Below are 19,336 nucleotides of genomic sequence, written 5' to 3'. Positions count from 1 at the left end.
CAATATTGACAACTTTATATTTCAACACTCTGAAAAAAACTCTGTTTTATCAGAGTTTTTTTTTTACATTTTAATCCCCCTAATAAATTTACTATTTAATCGATTTTTTTAAAATTCCTAATTTTTTTATTACTGTACCTATTATTTTATTTTAACTGATTCAATTTTCATATAAGTCATCTAACTGTTCTGTTTGAAAAGATTAAAATCATGAAAAAAAACAATCTTTTAATTTAAAAGTTGTAGTTATTTTCAAACAAAAAAAATAAACAACACATGAATAGGTTGTTTATTTTTAAAGTACTATTAAACATATTTATTTAAGACGCCTGTTGTTTATCTTTCATATTTGCAGTTGAAAACTTTTTATTTTTCGCTTCCGAACCTGAAACCCAATAAGCAGCTCCGACAAATAAAGCACCACCAATAATATTTCCGATTGTTACTGGTAAAAGATTCGAAACCATGCCCGCTAATGTTACAGTTTCTGGGTGTTTAATAAATAAAGAAATTGATAATAAAGTCATATTTGCTACACTATGCTCAAAGCCTGAAGTAATAAATGCAAACAAGCACCAAAATACCATGATTAATTTTCCTGATTCAGACTTCATTTTAAATGAACACCATAGAGCTAAACAAACAAGTATATTACACAGAATACCTCGAATAAGTAATTCCATGAATGGTGCATTCATTTTTGTTGCAGCTGCATTATTAATAAAATCAGCCACACCACCGTTAGCCAATCCCGAATAGGCAAATAATATAGCTACTAGGATGGAACCTATAAGATTTCCTAAATAACTAAAACCCCATACTTTAAAAGTATCAGTCCAACTAACCTTTTTTTCTAGCATACCAATCGTCATAATCATATTATTCCCCGTAAATAAGTCTGCTCCAGCCATAATGACTAAACTTAAAGCAATACCAAATGAAACACCCATGATTATTTTCGTTCCAGCAAAAGCAGTAGGAGAAAGTAATCCACCTATTGTAAAGATTAATATAATACCCAATCCTACAAAAAATCCTGCCATCATTGTAGGAACCATATATTTTGATTTACTATCTGTTACTTGGTTTGTCTTTACTTTGGCTACATTTCCAATTGTATTTATTACTTCTTTCATATTGTTCACCCTATCATTATATTTTTATCTTTTCTTGAATTCGATCTATAAGTGCTTGACTCATCAATTTATCAAATTGTAAATTCCCACAAAGATAAAATTTTTCATTTTCTAAAGCAATTCGTCTCTTAATTTTCTCAAGAAGTAGTCCAGTAAATAATAAATATGGCATTACATAAATAGTATGAAATTCTTTACTCATTTTGTTAATTGTATCTTCTAACCGTGGTTTTCCCGCTGTTAAAAAAGCTGTATATACTGGTACTTTCATACGATCACTGACAGCATCTCCAATTTGTCCAAGCATTTCAATTGGTTCAGGATCACTACTCCCGCGTCCTACTAATAAAATTGCAGAATTTGTAGTTCTATTAGCTTCTTGTACACGCTTTTGAACTAGCTGAACCATATGATCATGAACACCAAAAGGCTTAGTTGTCGTAAAAGCTACATCATGAAATCTTTCTAATGTACGATTCAATTCTTCTGGTATATCACGTTTATAATGTGCCGCTGCAAATAATAATACGGGAACTACTAAAATATTTTTAGCACCTTCTAATATAATGCTTTCCATAGCTTGTTGAATAGTTGGCTCTACTAGTTCTAAAAAAGCATACACTTGTTTTTGAATAGGAACCTTTTTGATTACTGACTGAATAAAGTGAATAAATTGTTCATTTCCTTCTTGCCTACGACTTCCGTGTCCAATATAAACTACTGCATCATACATTGCCACACTTCCAATCACCTAGCATTAATTCCTTTTGTAAATCTTCGTCAACATTAGTAAAACCGCATTTAATCGCATATTCTTTAACCGATTCACCAATATATGCAAATGGTAAATTCATTAAATAGTTTTTATTAGTCGCTTGTAATTCTTTTAAAAACCAGTCAACTGATGAGCGGTTTGGAAAAATGATTGATTCCCAACTTGTTTCTTCTAGCATTCTTTGATTAATGACATCAAATCGTGAATCCGCAATTATATTGTGTGTAGCCAAAAATTTAGAATTATGTGCCGTTTGGATCACCTTGTTTTGAGATCCAACAAAAACTGTAGCGAGCTCATTATCAGTGAATTTCTCTGCAAAAATTCCATACTTTTCAAGTACCTTACATGACTTCGAAGAAATATACTCAATTCTATTTGGAAGTTTACGAACATCGTATTTTGATTTGTACATATTTGAAAAAAATAATTTCACACTTTCTGGCGTATTAAAAACTATTCTCTCATGACTCAATGCATTGTCTAACTGATCATGTTTAATTGGAAGTTCAACTAACTTAAGTGTAGGAAAAGCGTAAACCTCAGCACCGTTTTCAGTTAAATATGCTTCTAGTCCATTCTTTTCTACAGTTGTAGTTGCTTTTGCCAATAAAATTTTTCGTCCAAAATATTTTTTCTTATCAAACCATGTTAGCTTTGAGCGAAGTTTTACTACATCTCCAATAATAGTCATCGCAGGATTTGTAATTTTTTCTTTCTCAATATTTGATAAAATTGTTTCAATCGTTCCTTCAACAACTTTTTGTTTTCCAATTGTACCCCACTGTATGACAGCTACCGGAGTTTCTTTTGATTTACCATTTTGTATTAAATGCTTACATATTTTAGGGAGATTATTAACTCCCATGTAATATGCAAGTGTATCTCCTAACTGATCGGAACAATTTAATTCCTTTAAATCTTCATTTTCCAAACATTTATGCCCTGTTCTTAATGTAAAACTTGTACTATATTCACGATGTGTAACTGGAATACCAGCATATGCAGCTGCAGCGATGCTAGATGTAATACCCGGTACAATTTCAAAAGGTATATTATGCTTAGAAGCTTCCTCTGCTTCTTCCCCTACTCTACCGAAAACAGATGGGTCTCCACCTTTTAATCTAACGACATATTTACCTTCTTTTGCATAATTAACTAATGTTTGATTAATCATTTCTTGTCGCATAGTATGTCGATCTGGGAGCTTCCCACAATAGATGAATTCACAATTTCCAGTCGCTTCTCGTAGTAATCTTGGATTTGCAAGTCGATCGTATAAGATTACTTCTGCTTCTCGTATACAATTCATTCCTTTTTCAGTAATTAAACCTAAATCGCCAGGACCAGCACCTACAAATGAGATAAATCCATCTTTTTTAATCATAAGTTACACCATAATATAAACAAAACCGTCGATAATTTCTGCTTCATATGTTTTTACAATTCCATCATCTGGTTTTTGTACTTCTCCAGTTCTTAATGAAATTTTCCAGTCACGAAGCGGACAATATACATATTCACCCGAAACAATTCCTTCTGCAAGTGGCCCATTAGTATATGGACAAATACTTTCAATAGCATATACTTCTCCGTTTGATAAACGGAATAAAGCAATTGATTCCCCTTTAATAACGATCTCTTTTCCAATTTGTATTGGTAATGATTCTACATCTAGTACATTTATTTTTTCTAATTTTGTGATCATATGATGGCTCCTCTCAATTTCGCTATTATTTTCTAATCACTTCATAAAGATCTAATTGATTCGTTATCGCTTGACCCCAAGCTTCTTCATAGGTTAGTTTTGCTTGATCGAATTTCTCTACTAATGCATTTTCTTGTTCTTTATTTAATAACACTTCTTTAACTTTATCCACTCCAAGCCTTTCTACCCAAGGTGCAGTTCGTTCACCATATACACCAGTTTCTCGATAGAATTGAACGTAAGCTTTTGCCATATGAATTACTTCTTCTTCAGTAGTAACAGTCGTTAGTTGATCACATTCTCTAACCTCTGTTCCACCATTACCTCCAATATAAAGCTGGTAGCCATTTTCCACGCATATTACTCCGAAGTCTTTTGTCAGAACTTCAGCGCAGTTCCTTGGACAACCTGTTACACCCATCTTCATCTTGTGCGGAGTATCTACCATTTCAATCGCTTTTTCCAGTTGGATGCCTAATCCTAAAGAATCTTGTGTTCCAAATCGACAAAAACGATTCCCGACACATGATTTAACGTTTCTTAAGGACTTAGAATATGCATAGCCAGATCGCATCCCTAATTCTTGCCAAACCTTTGGTACGTCTTCTTTTTTTACACCGTATAAACCAACACGGCTTGCACCTGTAACTTTTACAAGCGGCACATTAAATTTATTTGCAACTTCACCAATTTTAATCAATTCATCACCAGTCGTAACCCCACCATACATTCGAGGTACAATTGAGAATGAACCATCTTTTTGAATATTTCCTTCCATTCTTTCATTTACGAAACGAGATGACTTATCATCATGATACTCATTTGGATACATCATTCTTAAATAATAGTTTAAAGCTGGTCTACATTTTGAACATCCTTCTTCATTTTCAAAACCAAGTACCATTCGAACTTCCCTAGGAGTTTGTAACCCTTTATCTTTTATTTCATTTATAACTTCATCACGAGATAAGTTTGTACATCCACACATGCCTGTTTTTTTTGCATTTGGATCAAATGAATCACCAAGTGTAGCTGCTAAAATACTTTCAACCATTCCTTTACACTTTCCACACGATGCACCAGCCTTTGTGCAACTTTTCACATCTTCAAACGTTGTAAGCTCTTGCTCTAAAATTGATTGTACGATTGTACCTTTTGTTACTCCATTACATCCACATACTGTATCATTTGCACTCATTGATAGAACAAAATCTTCTGCAGAATCCTCACCTGATTTATGGAGAATTGAAGCACTTGTAAATTCTTTTATATTTGTTTCGTTATTCAGCATATTGAACAGTCGATTTCCATCTGTTGCGTCACCATATAAAACGACACCAACTACTTTTTCATCCTTCACGATTACTTTTTTATAAAGGCCTGCAAATTGGTCATTTATAACGATCGCTTGTGTATCATCTTCCTCGTGGATCAGTCCTCCGGAAAACAAATCACATCCTGAAACCTTTAACTGAGTTGATAAAATGCTTCCTTTATAACCATTCGTTATATTACCTGTTAGATAATCCGCAAGTACGATCCCTTGTTCATACAATGGCGCTACTAAACCATAAGTAGTTCCATTATGTTCGGCACATTCACCTACAGCATAAATAGTAGGATCAGAAGTTTGCATAAAATCGTTAACAAGTATCGCTCGGTTTACATCAATGCCTGCATCTTTTGCTAAAGAAGTATTAGGTCTAATTCCAACTGCCATTACTACTAAATCGCAATCTAAGGACGTGCCATCTGAAAAATTAATACCTTCAACGCGATCCGTTCCATTTATTGAAGTCGTTTGTTTTTCCATTAAGAACTTCATACCTTGTGCTTCTAAATCTTTTTTTAGCATTTTTGCAGCTGTTGCATCTAGCTGTTGCTCCATTAAAGTAGGAAGTAGATGAACAACATGTACTTCCATCCCCCGATCGATTAAACCTCTTGCTGCCTCTAACCCTAAAAGACCACCGCCGATAACGACAGCTTTTTTATATTTTTTTGCGTAATCGATCATTCGTTCAGTATCTTGAATGGTACGGAAACCAACAACTCCTTCAAGTTTATTTCCTGGTATCGGTAATATAAATGCGCTTGAACCTGTAGCTAAAATAAGTTCATCATAAGATATCTTAATTCCTTTTTCTGTTTCAACTATTTTCTCTTTAGGTGATATTTTCGTAACTTTTTCATTCGTTAGTAAAGTAATTTGATTTTCTTCATACCAGTTCCAATCATTAATATTGATTTCATCAAAAGTCGTTTTTCCTTGTAGAACATTTGATAGCATAATTCGGTTATAGTTTGGATGTGGTTCATCTCCAATGATTGTAATTTCAAATAAGTTTTTATCTCTTTTCAAAATCTCTTCTATACAACGTACTCCTGCCATACCATTACCAATCATTAATAATTTTCTTTTCATCTGTACTGTCCCCCAAATTATCATTGTGAAATTTTTCACATGATATTCTAAAAAAACCTTTTCATTACAAAATGTTTTTCTAATGAAATACAAGTTTAGTATAACTGAAATAAAAATTATTTTTTGTATATTTATCGACAATATTATGAACAAATAAGTCAATTTTTCATCAAAAAACCTCTAAAGCTATATTTTGCTTAGAGGCAATAATCATTATTTCTTCTTTTTTAATTTTTTTTCGGCTTTCTTTAAATCCTCAGCTTCACGGTATTTCACAATCTTTTTTATTAAATCGAATGGCAGTGGTTCATTTATTGGAAATTGAACTGAACCTTTAGCCCCCTTATAAGCTGATAACTCTTGCTTAAATGCTGCAATTCCGCTTGCACCTGGATAAAATCCTATATGATTTTTATATGCTGCAAAATGAACTAAGTTTTTATTTAGCGCAAAAGTAGGCATTTGATAACTAATTTTTTCAACTGCATTTGGAACAATTTCTTTTATCGTCTTCCTTAAAGTTTGTAATTTTTCTTGAATTTCCGGCTGAAATTGTGAAATATATTCATCAATCGTATCAAAAGATTTTTTAGTATTCTCCATAAATTCTCCTTAAATAACATTATCCTACTTTTTCTGTCTTCTCTCCAGAAAGTGAATTTATCCTTCTAAGTGATGGGAATAAATACATCCAAAGTCCAGCAACTACGATCGTTCCGAGACCGCCAACAAATACCGCCGGAACTGCACCGATTAATCCAGCCATTGTTCCAGATTCAAATTCTCCAAGCTGATTTGAAGTTCCGATAAATAGAGAATTTACAGCATTTACTCTGCCTCTCATATCGTCTGGAGTTTGTAGCTGCACAAGTGAAGAACGGATTACTACGCTGACTACATCAGAAGCTCCGATGATAAATAATGCAATTAAGGAGATGAATAGGTTTGAGGAAATTGCAAATAGCATTGTTGCCAATCCAAACACACCTAATGCACTAAATAATATCTTTCCAAATGATTTTTTAAGTGGAAAATATGCTAATATTAATGACATGATTAATGCTCCCACAGCAGGTGCAGTTCGCATTAGACCTAGTCCCCAAGCGCCCGTATGTAATATATCTTGCGCATAAATTGGTAAAAGTGCTGTAGCTCCGCCTAGTAAAACCGCGAATAAATCAAGCGAAATAGTTCCTAAAATAATCGGATGTTTATAGACAAATTCTATACCCATAAGCATTGTTCGTAAAGTTACTGGCTCTGATTTACGAACAAATTCGCTATCTAATTTAATAAAAAATGTAAGGAAAGATGAAAGTAATAAGGCAATTGCTGAAGTTGCATAAACATATGCTGGCCCTACTGAAAATAATACCCCTCCAAGAGATGGCCCTAATATTTGTGCTGTTTGACCTGCAGATGTACTCCAAGAAATAGCTTGTTGTAAAATTGATTTTGGTACTACTTGTGGTAATAAAGCTGAAGAAGCAGGTCCCTCGAAAGATCGGCATGCACCTAGTATAAATGCGGCAGCTAATATTTCTTCACGGCTAAGCCAATTTGCAAAGTTTCCATATAAAAGAAGTCCTGCAATTAGAGCTTCTATCATTTGACAAATGAAAACAATCTTTCGTCGATCAACTCTATCAGCGACTTGACCAACCACTAGTGTAAGTAATACCATCGGAATAAATTGCGCTAAGCCTACTAAACCAAGACTAAACGCATCATGTGTCAAATCATACATTTGCCACCCAATCGCAACAGATAACATCTGAAAAGATGTAGAGGTCATCATTCGCGATATCCAGAAATTCGTAAATGAAGTCCCTTTAAAAATAGATTTTTCTGATGCTGACAATAAAACTCTCCCCTTTTTATCTCCACATTTATCATTGAATATTTATACTTGAGATAAAATTTAAATACAAATCATTATACTATTTTTACTCTGTGATTGTGGATTAATTCACCTTAACCTTAATGATTTTTAATAAAAAAGAGGTTACTTTTAAAGTGTGTGACCATAATATTTTCTACCAACTTTGTGCATAAAAGTTACATAATTAACTAACAAATCATGCAAAACCAGTAGTCAATTCTATTGTTGTCATTGATGAATTCATATCGCTTTAAAATACGACCATTTCGGCACCATCTCTAAATACTGCCAAACATGCAAGTAAGCTTAGTGAGAGTATTTCACCTATGCAATTGTTTCCTTGTCTTGGTTATATCTGTTCGACAGAATCTAAGGATGAATTAAAAATAAATGAACAATTATTTACATACTCTGGTAAGTTAATTTGTAAATTTTTAATAAATAAAACTGGGGCTCATCATTCAATTATTTTAAGTAAAAGAGAACTAGAAGCAATGAAGAGAATTGCTTGGGGTGAAAGTACGTCAAGAAATGGCAGATTCCATGAATATAAGTGAGCTTACAGTAAAACAATATGTGAAATCCGCTATTAAAAAACTTGGGGCTAATAATCGCTCTCATGTAGTTGGAGAATTGGTTCGAAAAGGCATTATTTCTTGAAACTTTTTTGTAAGTGCTTATTTTCATAAAAAAATACACTAATCATATCATTACATAAGATTAGTGTATCATTCATGTTAATTAATTAAGCGATATCCAATTATTTTTTAAAGCAAAAATTACTGCATTTAATCGGTCAGAAACCTGCAATTTTTGAATAATATTTGATACGTGATTTTTTACAGTTTTACTCGAAATATACAACTCAGATCCTATTTGAATGTTTGAATATCCTTGACCTAATAGTTGTAAAATTTCGATTTCTCTTTTCGTCAAGAGATTATACATAGCTTCATAGTCTAGTTCTTTCTTTTTGTTACCATTCTCAACAAGTCGAATATTCTCTTCAATTATTTTTGTTGTTAAACGAGAATCTAAATAGAAATGATGATCTTGAACTTGTCTAACAATTTGAAGTAAACATTGTTCATCAATGTCAGTTAAGCAAATTCCATTAACCCCCATTTTCATCAAACTCACAATTTCACTATATTCTATATCATTTTTTATGATAATAATTTTGATTTGCTTATCTCGCAATTTTAATAATTGCGATTTTATTCCCATCTCTTCATTTTTCACATAACAAATATTATAGGATTCATTTAATTCACTTGTATTAATTTGATGGAAATCTATTTTTCTTACATTTAGCTTATGATGTTCTAAAATTGTACATATACCTGATACAAATAAGGTATTTTCAACAAAAATAAATGTTTTATTTTCTTGGTGATTTAATTCATTGTTTGTAAACATTTTTTATTCCCAACTTTCAACAGTAATTTTATTCAATTACTGGTATTTCATTACCTAATCCTTATTAATCCTATAACATTTATGGGATTATTTTTCATTTTACATGTATTTTGTCAGAAAATATATTTCATATATGTTAAGCTATGTTTAAGTATTACTTAACAATGTAGCTAATTAACACTCAAATATATTAAACTATTGATTAAATATATTAGTCTTTATTTAAGGGGGATAAATGTGAACTTTGAACAACTAGAATATGTTGTTAGTATTGCAAATGAGAAATCGATCTCGAAGGCAGCGAAAAAATTGCATATTTCTCCTTCTGGGGTCAGTCAAGCTATTACTCATCTTGAAAGAGAGTTAGAAATAAATATATTTAATCGTTCAAGAGGAGGAATTACATTAACGTATGAAGGCGAGTTAGTATTAAACAGGGCAAATGAAATTTTAACTAACTTAAAAGAATTAAAGGAACAACTTATAGATTTCAAGGAAACTCGATTAAAGCATATGAAAATAGCATGTGCACCGACTTTCACTTATATGATTCATGATGTTTTAAAAAAATATGCTGGAAAAAACAATGAACCTACTATTGAATTAATCGAACAAGGTACAGATCAGATCTTTATCAATTTAACGAAAGAAGACTATGACTTAGCTCTAGTTGTTTCATCAAAAGCGGAATTAGAAAAGGAAAATAATATAAACTTTGAATTTTTAAGTAAAGGAAAGGTTTGTATAGTAGTAGGCAAACATTCACCATTATATGAATTGGATTATGTAACAACTAAAGACTTATTACATCAAAAAGTAGTAATGTATAATTTTTCGAATAAAAACTTTCTCCAATTAGCTAAAAAATTTAAAAATGAAATTGTTTTAAAATCTAATCGGACAATGACATTAATTGAAATAATTAAAGAAGGTCGTGTATTTACATTTGTGCATAGTACAACTTTGAAAGATTTTCCTGATGTCATAACTGGAGAATTAAAAGTAATCCCAATAAAAGAATCGGATTTTATTTATCAGGAATTTTGGGCGATTTCTCCAATTTCCAAAGAAAATTCAATTACTAAAACTGAATTTATTAATTGTGTTAAAAACCATATGAATGGTTTTTGTTAATAAAAAACGCTAATAATTACAAACAAATTGTAAAATTAGCGTTTTTTTAATTTAAGCTTTAGGATAAATCTTTTTTAATGCTTCCTTCATATCGGGATTCGATTTAATTGTTGGTCGTATTGCCCTAGTCATTTCTTCAGCTTTTTCAATTGAATCGGCTTTGTTTAAAGCAATTAATGTTCCAATCGCAACTGTACCTGCTCTTGTATTCCCTCCACCACAATGGAAGTATACTTTTTGGTCATTTTTATATGCTTTTACGACATGGTCAATCGCTCTTTTAAGTGTTTCTGCTTGTTCTTCCTTATCATCAACAATCGGAGTATGTATACGGTTAATTTGAGGATCAACATCAAAATTTTTGACTCTAAGATCAAAAACGACATCTGCCTTTTCGTTTTCCATCATATCTTTCACATCATCGGCCCCACCGAAAAAGATTCGATCTTTAATTAATTCTTGATAGTTTTTATTGCTCATTTTTTTACCTCCAAATAACAATTTAAAATTTTTATATAGTTAATTCAATGAATCTTTCTTTTATATTGCCTTCAAAAATTCCACCATGTTAGCAAATAATTTTTTTAATATCTAATGACAATAATGCCTCAACTGATTTTATCGATTGTTCAATATTAAATGTGTATTGTGGATTAGAAGGATATAGTTGACCATTTTCAATCATTAGAGCATCTCTTTGCAACTAATGTTTTAGACTCCTTATGATAAAAGCTTATATGTCCTAATAACATGGTCGACTTTCCCTTTTGGTGGATTCTCTAGTCTGTTTTTAAATGCTTTTTTAAATTCATCTGTTGCATCTGCAGGCAATGACGATACTGCTTTAGCAATTGATTCTGGCGTAATTTTTACAAGTAGTTTTTCACCTTGAATATAAGGTTTTTCGATTTCACTTGCATATACTTCAATATGATTAGTTGATTCTTCTACAATAGATGAAAGACTTCCGATATGATCAATATCTTGATGAGTAATGAGTATTTTGTTAAGTTTTTCAAAAGGTACTCCTACTTATTCAAAACAATTTCGAAACTCGTTTAATTGTCCGGGATAACCAGTATCAATTAATACTACATCTTCGTCATTCCAAATTAGAGTTGGATGAATTGTATTTTTTATACCATTCGAATTCATCGTAATGCTTAACATTTGGATTTTACTTTTACTAAGCATAAAATCACTCCTGTAGCTTTAATCATTTCCAAGTTCTATCGTAACGACAAAAACGAAATGAGTCAACAATAAAATTATTTATTATACCACAAATATTTTTATTTGTCAATACACAAAAACAATTGTTTAATTGTAATTTTTTACAGTAAAATACAAAAAACTAGATATACTTCCTTTCAAGTATATCTAGCTACTATATTTCTTCCCTTATAGAGGAATATTTCCATGCTTTTTCTTAGGTCTCGTTTCATTTTTAGTTCTTAACATTTCTAAAGATTGTTTTAATACTTTACGTGTTTCTCTAGGATCAATTACGTCATCAACCATACCATGTGAAGCTGCAACATATGGATTTGCAAACATTTCACGATATTCTGCAATTTTTTCAGATCGAGTAGCAATCGGATCGATGCTTTGATTAATCTCTTTCGCAAAGATAATATTCGCTGCTCCTTCAGGGCCCATTACAGCAATCTCTGAATTTGGCCAAGCGTATACAACATCTGCACCAATTGCTTTAGAATTCATCGCAACGTAAGCACCACCATAAGCTTTTCTTAAGATCACAGTTATTTTTGGAACTGTAGCTTCTGAATAAGCGTATAGTATTTTCGCTCCATGTCGAATAATTCCTCCATGCTCCTGAGTGACTCCTGGGAAGAAACCTGTAACATCTTCAAATGTAATTAAAGGTATATTAAATGAATCGCAGAATCGGATAAATCTAGATAATTTATCAGAAGAATTTATATCAAGTCCTCCTGCCATTACTTTTGGCTGATTCGCAATAATTCCTACACTATTTCCATCAATACGACCAAAACCGATGACGATATTTTTAGCAAAGTTAGGTTGAACTTCCATAAAATCCCCATTATCAAGAATTTGCTCGATAACTTTTCTCACATCGTATACTTTCGTTGATTCGATTGGAACTAAGTCAATAAGATCTTCACGCCAATCATCTTTTTCGAAGAAAGGAACCCCTTCTGGTTTTTCATTATTATTTTGTGGTAAGAAGCTAATTAATCTACGTACTTGTTCTAAAATTTCTGGTTCTGATTCTTCTGTGAAATGCGCTACACCACTTATCGAAGAATGAACCTTTGCCCCACCTAAATTTTCAGTTGAAATTTTTTCACCAGTTATTGTTTCAATTACTTTAGGACCAGTAATAAACATTTGACTTGTCTTTTCTACCATAAAGACAAAGTCAGTTATTGCCGGTGAATATACAGCTCCCCCAGCACAAGGACCCATTATAACTGAAATTTGTGGAATAACGCCAGAATAAATAGAATTGCGATAAAAAATATGACCATATCCGTCTAATGAAACTACGCCTTCTTGTATTCTTGCTCCACCAGAATCATTTAAACCAATAAATGGAGCACCTACTTTTGCTGCTAAATCCATAACTTTCGCAATTTTAATAGCGTGCATTTCACCTAAAGCTCCACCAAATACTGTAAAGTCTTGTGCAAACACATAAATTAGACGTCCATGAACTTTGCCGTACCCTGTTACAACACCTTCACCTGGACTATCCATTTTATCCATTCCGAAATTTGTTGCACGATGTTTAATAAACGGATTTAATTCGACAAATGTATCTTCATCTAATAATAGATTAATACGCTCTCTTGCAGTTAATTTCCCTCTATTATGCTGTGAATCTATTCGATCGTCTCCACCGCCAAGTTCTATTACTCTCTTTCGATCCATTAATTCATTAATTTTCTCATATGCAGTCGTCATTACTCTATTCAACTTCCTTTCTGAAAACACTAGATGATGGTTGGCAAAGCTCAAACAAAACTTTATTCGTTGAATTTGGATGAAGGAAAGCAACTAGACTACCGTGTGCACCTTCTTTTGGAACCTCGTTAATTAGTTTAATTCCGTGCTCTTTCACAATTTCAAGCTGTTTCTCACAATTTTCTGTTTCTAACGCAATATGGTGAATTCCTTCACCTTTTTTCTCTATGAATTTTGCAATTGGACTTTCAGGGCTCGTTGCTTCTAAAAGCTCAATTTTCACTTCACCTATTTCAATAAATGCAACTCGTACTTTTTCACTTTCAACTGTTTCAATTCCTACAAGTTTTAAGCCAAGTACATTCGTATACAATTGAATGGAAGTCTCTAAATCTCTTACAGCAATTCCTATATGGTTAATTTTTTTAGGACTAGTCTCGGTCATTACATTGTCTCCTTCCATTGGCTTCAAAAATGGATAATAAATTGTTTGCTGCTGATGTCGCTGTTAATTTTCCATTAATGATCGAGCTTTCAATCGATTGTAAATTTTGCTTCACTTCTTCATGATTCATAAAACTTAATTTCAACTGTTCAAAAACCATGTTGTACATCCAATCAATCATTTGTCTTTGACGGCGTTCAGAAAAATAGCCTGATTCAGTTGTTACATTTTTAAACGCATTAATTTCATTCCATATTTCTTCAATCCCTTCACCAAGTAAAGCTGAAGCTGTATATGCTTTACTTGTCCAACCTGGAGTTGAAGGCTGTAATAAGTGAAGTATTCGATTAAATTCAGCCTTAGCTGCTTGGGCTTTTATTTTATTTTGTCCATCGGCTTTATTGATGATAATTGAATCTGCAAGTTCCATAATTCCTTTTTTAATACCTTGTAGCTCATCACCTGCGCCAGTTAGCATAACTAGAAGGAAAAAATCAACCATTGAACGAACCTGCACTTCACTTTGTCCAACACCGACCGTTTCAATTAAAATCACATCATAGCCTGCTGCTTCACATACCAACATCGATTCTCGCGTTTTACGAGCAATTCCACCAAGTGAGCCTCCAGAAGCAGAAGGTCGAATAAATGCATTTGGATTCTTTGAAAGTGAATCCATTCTTGTTTTATCTCCTAAAATACTACCTTTTGTTATTGTGCTGCTTGGATCAATCGTTAACACAGCCACTTTATGTCCCTGCTCACACAAATATGTTCCAAAGCTTTCTATTAAACTACTTTTACCGGCTCCTGGAACCCCAGTTATTCCAATCCGGATCGAGCGACCTGAATGAGGAAGTAATCTCGTCAGAACATTTTGTGCAGATTTCATATGTGCTGACGAATTACTTTCAATAAGCGTAATTGTTTGGGCTAATATGGTTCGATTTCCTTCAAGCACCCCATTTACATAGTCGTCTTCTGAAAGCTTTTTCTTTCTTTTGTTTTCACGATCCATTTATATCGTATCCTCAAGTCGACGATTTATCTCTTCAATAACTTTTTGTGCCGCAACTGGGATTACTGTTCCTGGTCCAAAGATTGCTGCCGCTCCGTTTTTCAATAAAAATTCATAGTCACCAGCTGGAATTACACCACCAGCAATAAGGACAATATCCTCACGTCCAAGCTTTTTCAACTCTTCCATCAATTGTGGAAGAAGCGTTTTATGACCACCTGCTAAAGAACTCATTCCAATTACATGAACATCATTTTCAACCGCTTGAAGTGCCGTTTCCGCTGGTGTTTGGAAAAGTGGACCGATATCTACATCAAAACCTAAATCGGCAAATGCTGTTGCGATTACTTTCGCACCTCGATCATGTCCATCTTGACCTAGTTTCGCAATCATAATTCTAGGACGACGACCTTCATTCTCTTCAAAATCATCTGCCATTTTACGAACGATCTCTATTTCATCTTTTTCACCGTATTCAGCACTATACACGCCCATAATCGAACGGATGACTGCTTTATGTCGACCTACTACTTTTTCATAAGCATCCGAAATTTCACCTAATGTTGCACGAGCTCTAGCTGCTTCGATTGCAAGCGCTAACAAATTACCTTCCCCAGACTTCGCTGCTTCAGTAATTGCAGCTAATGCAGCTTGCACTTTCGCTTCATCTCTTGATGCTCGCAGCTCACGTAATCTTAAAATTTGTGCCTCGCGTACTGCGGTATTATCAACTTCTAATACTTCTAATGGATCTTCTTTCTCAAGGCGATATTTGTTCACACCGATAATTGTTTCTTTACCTGAATCGATGTGAGCTTGGCGTCTAGCTGCGGCTTCTTCAATTCTCATCTTCGGTAAACCAGTTTCAATCGCTTTTGCCATACCGCCCAATGATTCAACTTCTTGAATATGTGCCCACGCTTTTTTAACTAATTCATTTGTTAACGATTCAACGTAATATGAACCTCCCCAAGGGTCAACTACATTGCAAATTCCTGTTTCTTCTTGTAAATAAAGTTGTGTGTTACGTGCAATTCGCGCAGAGAAATCCGTTGGTAAGGCAATCGCTTCATCTAAAGCATTCGTATGCAGTGATTGAGTATGTCCTAAAACTGCCGCCATCGCTTCAATACAAGTACGAGTTACATTATTAAATGGGTCTTGCTCAGTTAAACTCCAACCAGAAGTTTGGGAATGTGTTCTAAGTGCCATTGATTTTTCTTTCTTTGGATCAAATGTTTTGATCATTTTAGCCCAAAGTAAACGAGCTGCTCGCATTTTGGCAATTTCCATGAAATAGTTCATACCGATTCCCCAGAAAAATGATAATCGAGGAGCGAATGAATCAATATCTATTCCCGCTTTTAAACCTGTTCGTACATATTCCAAACCATTTGCTAATGTATAACCTAGTTCAATATCTGCAGTCGCCCCTGCTTCTTGCATATGGTAGCCAGATATACTAATGCTGTTAAATTTAGGCATATGTTGCGAAGTATAAGAAAAAATATCAGCGATAATTCGCATTGATGCCTCTGGTGGGTAAATATAAGTATTTCGAACCATATATTCTTTCAAAATATCATTTTGAATTGTTCCTGTAAGCTGTGACTGATGTACTCCTTGTTCTTCTGCGGCTACAATATAAAACGCTAATACCGGAAGTACTGCTCCATTCATCGTCATTGACACTGACATTTTATCCAATGGTATTCCATCAAATAAAATTTTCATATCTAAAATTGAATCGATAGCAACACCAGCTTTACCAACATCCCCTTCAACTCGAGGATGATCTGAATCATACCCACGGTGAGTTGCTAAGTCAAAGGCAATTGATAACCCTTTTTGACCAGCAGCTAAATTTCTTCGATAAAACGCATTACTCTCTTCTGCAGTTGAAAAACCCGCATATTGTCGGATTGTCCAAGGTTTGTTGATATACATGGCTGGATACGGTCCTCTTAAAAAGGGAGCAATACCAGAAACATAACCTAAATGTTCGATCTGATTAAGATCATTCGAATCATATAATGGCTTAACATCTATTTGTTCTAATGTTTTCCAATCTTCGTGATTAATTTGTTTTGGAGGTGCTGTATTTGGTGCTGAAAACGTTGTATTAAATGGCATCTTTGTAAAGTCTGTTAGTTTATTCATTTCATAATCCCTCCATCCTTTTGAAGAGTTTCTAACTTCTCATAATTATTTACGTTAAAATGAATGAAATCATCCACTCCAACTTGTGTGTAAAAATTCATATCTTCTAGAGACGGTTTACCCGCTAAAAGAACTTTTGCGTTTGGATTACTTGTTTTAATCTGTTTTGTAATAGATGGTACAGCATCCAAATATTGGTCATCCGTTGAACAAATTACAACAATAGTAGATTCTGATTTTTTGTATGAATCAATTATTTCATCAATGGAGGCAAAACCTTTATTTTGCAAAACCTTAAATCCACCAACTTCAAAGAAATCTGTAACAAAATCTGTACGAAGCTTATACCCCGCAACTGGACCAAAATTTGCCACAAAAACAGTAGGGAATTCACCATTACTACTTTTATATTTTTCAGAATTTTGACGTAAAGTTTCATACGGTTGAGCACCACGATGAATCAATAATGGGTCAATTGTCAGAAGTTCTAAGTTTAATAAATTCATTGCATTTGTAATATCCGTTATTGTTGCTCCATTATTAGCAGCATCAATTGTATCTTCAAGTAAGTAACTGTTTAATATCACAGAATGCTCAGTACTTGCTTTAAAATTTTCGGGCATCACTTCAATCTTTTCACGATCCAACTCTTCTTTTGCAATTTGTGTTTCATTCAGATTTGGATAAATATTAGTACCTATAAATTTATCTTTTCTACTCTTTATGTTATTCAATTTTTCATCTGCAACCTTACTAACTAATTGTTGAGGGAAACCTTCTTGTAATGCTTTAACCATTCCGCCTTTTTCTTCAATTTTTTGGAATAGTTCCCACGCTTTTTCAGCTAAAGTATATGTAAGTGATTCAATATACCAAGAACCTCCAGCTGGGTCATTAACTTTTGATAAGTTCGATTCTTTATCAATAATTAGATGTGTATTTCTAGCAATACGTCTAGAAAATTCATCAGATGATTTAATTGATTCATCAAATGGCGAAACTTGTAGTGTATCAGATCCCCCGATTACCCCAGCAAAAGCTTCAACAGTGCCACGAAGTATATTTACATATGGATCATAAATCGTTTTCGTCCATGCAGATGTTCGTGAGTGAATTTTCATCTTTTGTGAAGCTTCGTTACCACCTAATTCTTTTACAATTTTTGCCCAAATCATTCTTGCCGCTCTTAATTTTGCGATTTCCATAAAGAAATTTGATCCGATTGAAAATGAGAAAAGCATTTTTGATGCTGCATCATCAAGTGCAACTTGTCGATGATCCATTTCACGTAAATACTCTAATCCTGTCGAAATAGCGAATGCTAATTCATGAACTGCATTTCCTCCAGCATCGTGGTAAGGATGTGACTGAACTAAAATTGTTCTTAAATTTGGTGTATTTTTAACAGACCATTTTGTCATCTCAGCCATCATTTTGTAAGCATTTTCAAAAGAATACGGAAGAGTCCCTTCTTTTACATAATTGCTTAAAGGATCCATTCCAATAATGCCTTGGATTTTATTAAAATCGTAATTTTGTTGTTGCACATAAGCTATTAATGAAGCAAAAAATGCTTGTCCACCTTTAACTGTTTCAATATATAATGGTACTTCTTCTAAATTTATATTTTGAAAGGCTACTCTAAAATCATTAACTGAATTTATGACTAAACCTTTGTTTTTATTTTTTGTACTGACAGATTCGTTTAGTCGAAGCTTTAGCATTGTTTGTCCTTTGTCTAAGTCATGTCTAGCAACTCGATTGAATTCTTCTGGTGATGTACAATCTAGTTCCTGACAAATCCCCCATGGCTGATCTAGATAGCCATTTTCATTAGTTCCCCTAACGTAAGGAAATTCTCCTGGCTGTGAATTTAAAAAAGGAAAGTTAGCGATATTCTCTTCACCATACATTGGATTTAAATAGATTTCTTCATATGTTTTTGTAACAAGCTTTTCCTCAATAGTGGCTCCTTTCAAGGATTTTTCTACAACATCTCTCCACTCTTGTACAGTCGGCTTTGGAAATTCAGCAAATAAATTTTCTTCCAAATGATGGCTCGAAGTTTTTGTATTTTCTGACATGTTTAAAGCCACTCCTTTCTTTATCTCTTAACCTAATAAGATGTATAAATTAGTTAATCGATTTTATAAATTTGGTTATAAAGCTTTTTCTTTTCATTAAGAACATAAATGCAAAGAATAATTAAAATTTCGACAAATACTTCGAAAAATCCTCTAAAATTACGAAAATTAAGTATTTATCAAATAATCTAATTTATA

Annotated in this window: 20 protein-coding genes; 3 read left to right on the top strand and 17 right to left on the bottom strand. The window is 33.2% G+C overall.

Annotated features, from left to right (window positions below; all coding sequences use genetic code 11):
• Positions 1 to 320 precede the first annotated feature (320 nt).
• From COC46_RS12935 to COC46_RS12905, 7 genes are all read right to left on the bottom strand, one after another.
• Positions 321 to 1,136 (bottom strand): formate/nitrite transporter family protein, encoded by an 816-nt coding sequence (locus tag COC46_RS12935; RefSeq protein ID WP_098810130.1) that lies wholly within the window; start codon positions 1,134 to 1,136, stop codon positions 321 to 323.
• 16 nt (positions 1,137 to 1,152) lie between these two features.
• Positions 1,153 to 1,869: a sirohydrochlorin chelatase gene (locus COC46_RS12930; RefSeq protein ID WP_098810129.1), complete on the bottom strand. Its 717-nt coding sequence runs from the start codon at positions 1,867 to 1,869 to the stop codon at positions 1,153 to 1,155.
• Complete coding sequence (cobA, locus tag COC46_RS12925) at positions 1,862 to 3,298, bottom strand: uroporphyrinogen-III C-methyltransferase (RefSeq protein ID WP_098810128.1); 1,437 nt, start codon at positions 3,296 to 3,298, stop codon at positions 1,862 to 1,864. The genes COC46_RS12930 and cobA overlap by 8 nt, the downstream gene beginning before the upstream one ends.
• Positions 3,299 to 3,301: 3 nt before the next feature.
• Positions 3,302 to 3,619 carry a nitrite reductase small subunit NirD gene (gene nirD, locus COC46_RS12920; protein WP_098810127.1) on the bottom strand — a complete coding sequence of 106 codons (318 nt, stop codon included), beginning with the start codon at positions 3,617 to 3,619 and terminating at the stop codon, positions 3,302 to 3,304.
• Positions 3,620 to 3,644: 25 nt separating this feature from the next.
• Positions 3,645 to 6,044, bottom strand: a complete 2,400-nt coding sequence (gene nirB / locus COC46_RS12915) for a nitrite reductase large subunit NirB (RefSeq protein WP_098810126.1) — start codon at positions 6,042 to 6,044, stop codon at positions 3,645 to 3,647.
• Between the two features lie 213 nt (positions 6,045 to 6,257).
• Positions 6,258 to 6,647, bottom strand: coding sequence for an iron chaperone (locus COC46_RS12910; protein ID WP_098810125.1), 390 nt, complete (start codon positions 6,645 to 6,647; stop codon positions 6,258 to 6,260).
• A 19-nt stretch (positions 6,648 to 6,666) separates the two neighbouring features.
• Complete coding sequence (locus COC46_RS12905; RefSeq protein WP_218012467.1) at positions 6,667 to 7,905, bottom strand: MFS transporter; 1,239 nt, start codon at positions 7,903 to 7,905, stop codon at positions 6,667 to 6,669.
• Between the two features lie 347 nt (positions 7,906 to 8,252).
• On the opposite strand from COC46_RS12905, the gene COC46_RS12900 reads away from it, so the two are divergent.
• Positions 8,253 to 8,483 (top strand): hypothetical protein, encoded by a 231-nt coding sequence (locus tag COC46_RS12900; RefSeq protein ID WP_098810124.1) that lies wholly within the window; start codon positions 8,253 to 8,255, stop codon positions 8,481 to 8,483.
• Complete coding sequence (locus tag COC46_RS23130) at positions 8,458 to 8,586, top strand: helix-turn-helix transcriptional regulator (protein WP_098810123.1); 129 nt, start codon at positions 8,458 to 8,460, stop codon at positions 8,584 to 8,586. Before COC46_RS12900 ends, COC46_RS23130 begins: the two co-directional genes overlap by 26 nt.
• Before the next feature lie 81 nt (positions 8,587 to 8,667).
• On the opposite strand, the gene COC46_RS12890 is transcribed toward COC46_RS23130, so the two are convergent.
• Positions 8,668 to 9,345: a response regulator transcription factor gene (locus tag COC46_RS12890; RefSeq protein ID WP_098810122.1), complete on the bottom strand. Its 678-nt coding sequence runs from the start codon at positions 9,343 to 9,345 to the stop codon at positions 8,668 to 8,670.
• A 237-nt stretch (positions 9,346 to 9,582) separates the two neighbouring features.
• Between COC46_RS12890 and COC46_RS12885 the strand changes: the two genes are divergently transcribed.
• A complete protein-coding gene (locus tag COC46_RS12885; RefSeq protein WP_141550897.1) occupies positions 9,583 to 10,479 on the top strand; it encodes a LysR family transcriptional regulator in 897 nt (298 codons plus the stop codon).
• A 51-nt stretch (positions 10,480 to 10,530) separates the two neighbouring features.
• Here the strand turns inward: COC46_RS12885 and COC46_RS12880 are convergent, their stop codons facing one another.
• The 9 genes from COC46_RS12880 to COC46_RS12850 form a co-directional block, all read right to left on the bottom strand.
• Positions 10,531 to 10,959, bottom strand: a complete 429-nt coding sequence (locus COC46_RS12880; protein ID WP_098810120.1) for a protein-tyrosine phosphatase family protein — start codon at positions 10,957 to 10,959, stop codon at positions 10,531 to 10,533.
• 88 nt (positions 10,960 to 11,047) lie between these two features.
• On the bottom strand, positions 11,048 to 11,182 hold the full coding sequence (locus tag COC46_RS22730) for a hypothetical protein (RefSeq protein WP_255294897.1): 135 nt from the start codon (positions 11,180 to 11,182) through the stop codon (positions 11,048 to 11,050).
• Positions 11,183 to 11,199: 17 nt separating this feature from the next.
• Positions 11,200 to 11,451, bottom strand: coding sequence for an MBL fold metallo-hydrolase (locus COC46_RS23125; RefSeq protein WP_369700052.1), 252 nt, complete (start codon positions 11,449 to 11,451; stop codon positions 11,200 to 11,202).
• Between the two features lie 60 nt (positions 11,452 to 11,511).
• Entirely contained in the window at positions 11,512 to 11,673 is a 162-nt protein-coding gene (locus tag COC46_RS22725) for a hypothetical protein (protein ID WP_255294896.1), read from the bottom strand.
• A 207-nt stretch (positions 11,674 to 11,880) separates the two neighbouring features.
• A complete protein-coding gene (locus tag COC46_RS12870; RefSeq protein WP_098810119.1) occupies positions 11,881 to 13,431 on the bottom strand; it encodes an acyl-CoA carboxylase subunit beta in 1,551 nt (516 codons plus the stop codon).
• A gap of 4 nt (positions 13,432 to 13,435) precedes the next feature.
• A complete protein-coding gene (gene mce, locus COC46_RS12865; RefSeq protein WP_098810118.1) occupies positions 13,436 to 13,876 on the bottom strand; it encodes a methylmalonyl-CoA epimerase in 441 nt (146 codons plus the stop codon).
• Complete coding sequence (gene meaB, locus COC46_RS12860) at positions 13,863 to 14,894, bottom strand: methylmalonyl Co-A mutase-associated GTPase MeaB (protein WP_098810117.1); 1,032 nt, start codon at positions 14,892 to 14,894, stop codon at positions 13,863 to 13,865. Before meaB ends, mce begins: the two co-directional genes overlap by 14 nt.
• Entirely contained in the window at positions 14,895 to 17,054 is a 2,160-nt protein-coding gene (gene scpA, locus COC46_RS12855) for a methylmalonyl-CoA mutase (RefSeq protein ID WP_098810116.1), read from the bottom strand.
• Positions 17,051 to 19,138, bottom strand: a complete 2,088-nt coding sequence (locus COC46_RS12850) for a methylmalonyl-CoA mutase family protein (protein ID WP_098810115.1) — start codon at positions 19,136 to 19,138, stop codon at positions 17,051 to 17,053. Before COC46_RS12850 ends, scpA begins: the two co-directional genes overlap by 4 nt.
• Between the last annotated feature and the right edge of the window lie 198 nt (positions 19,139 to 19,336).

The organism is Bacillus sp. AFS041924, from assembly GCF_002577195.1.
Lineage (GTDB): Bacteria > Bacillota > Bacilli > Bacillales > Bacillaceae_G > Gottfriedia.
The sequence above is the reverse complement of the archived record's forward strand: the minus strand, read 5'-3'. Positions and strand labels throughout refer to the sequence as shown.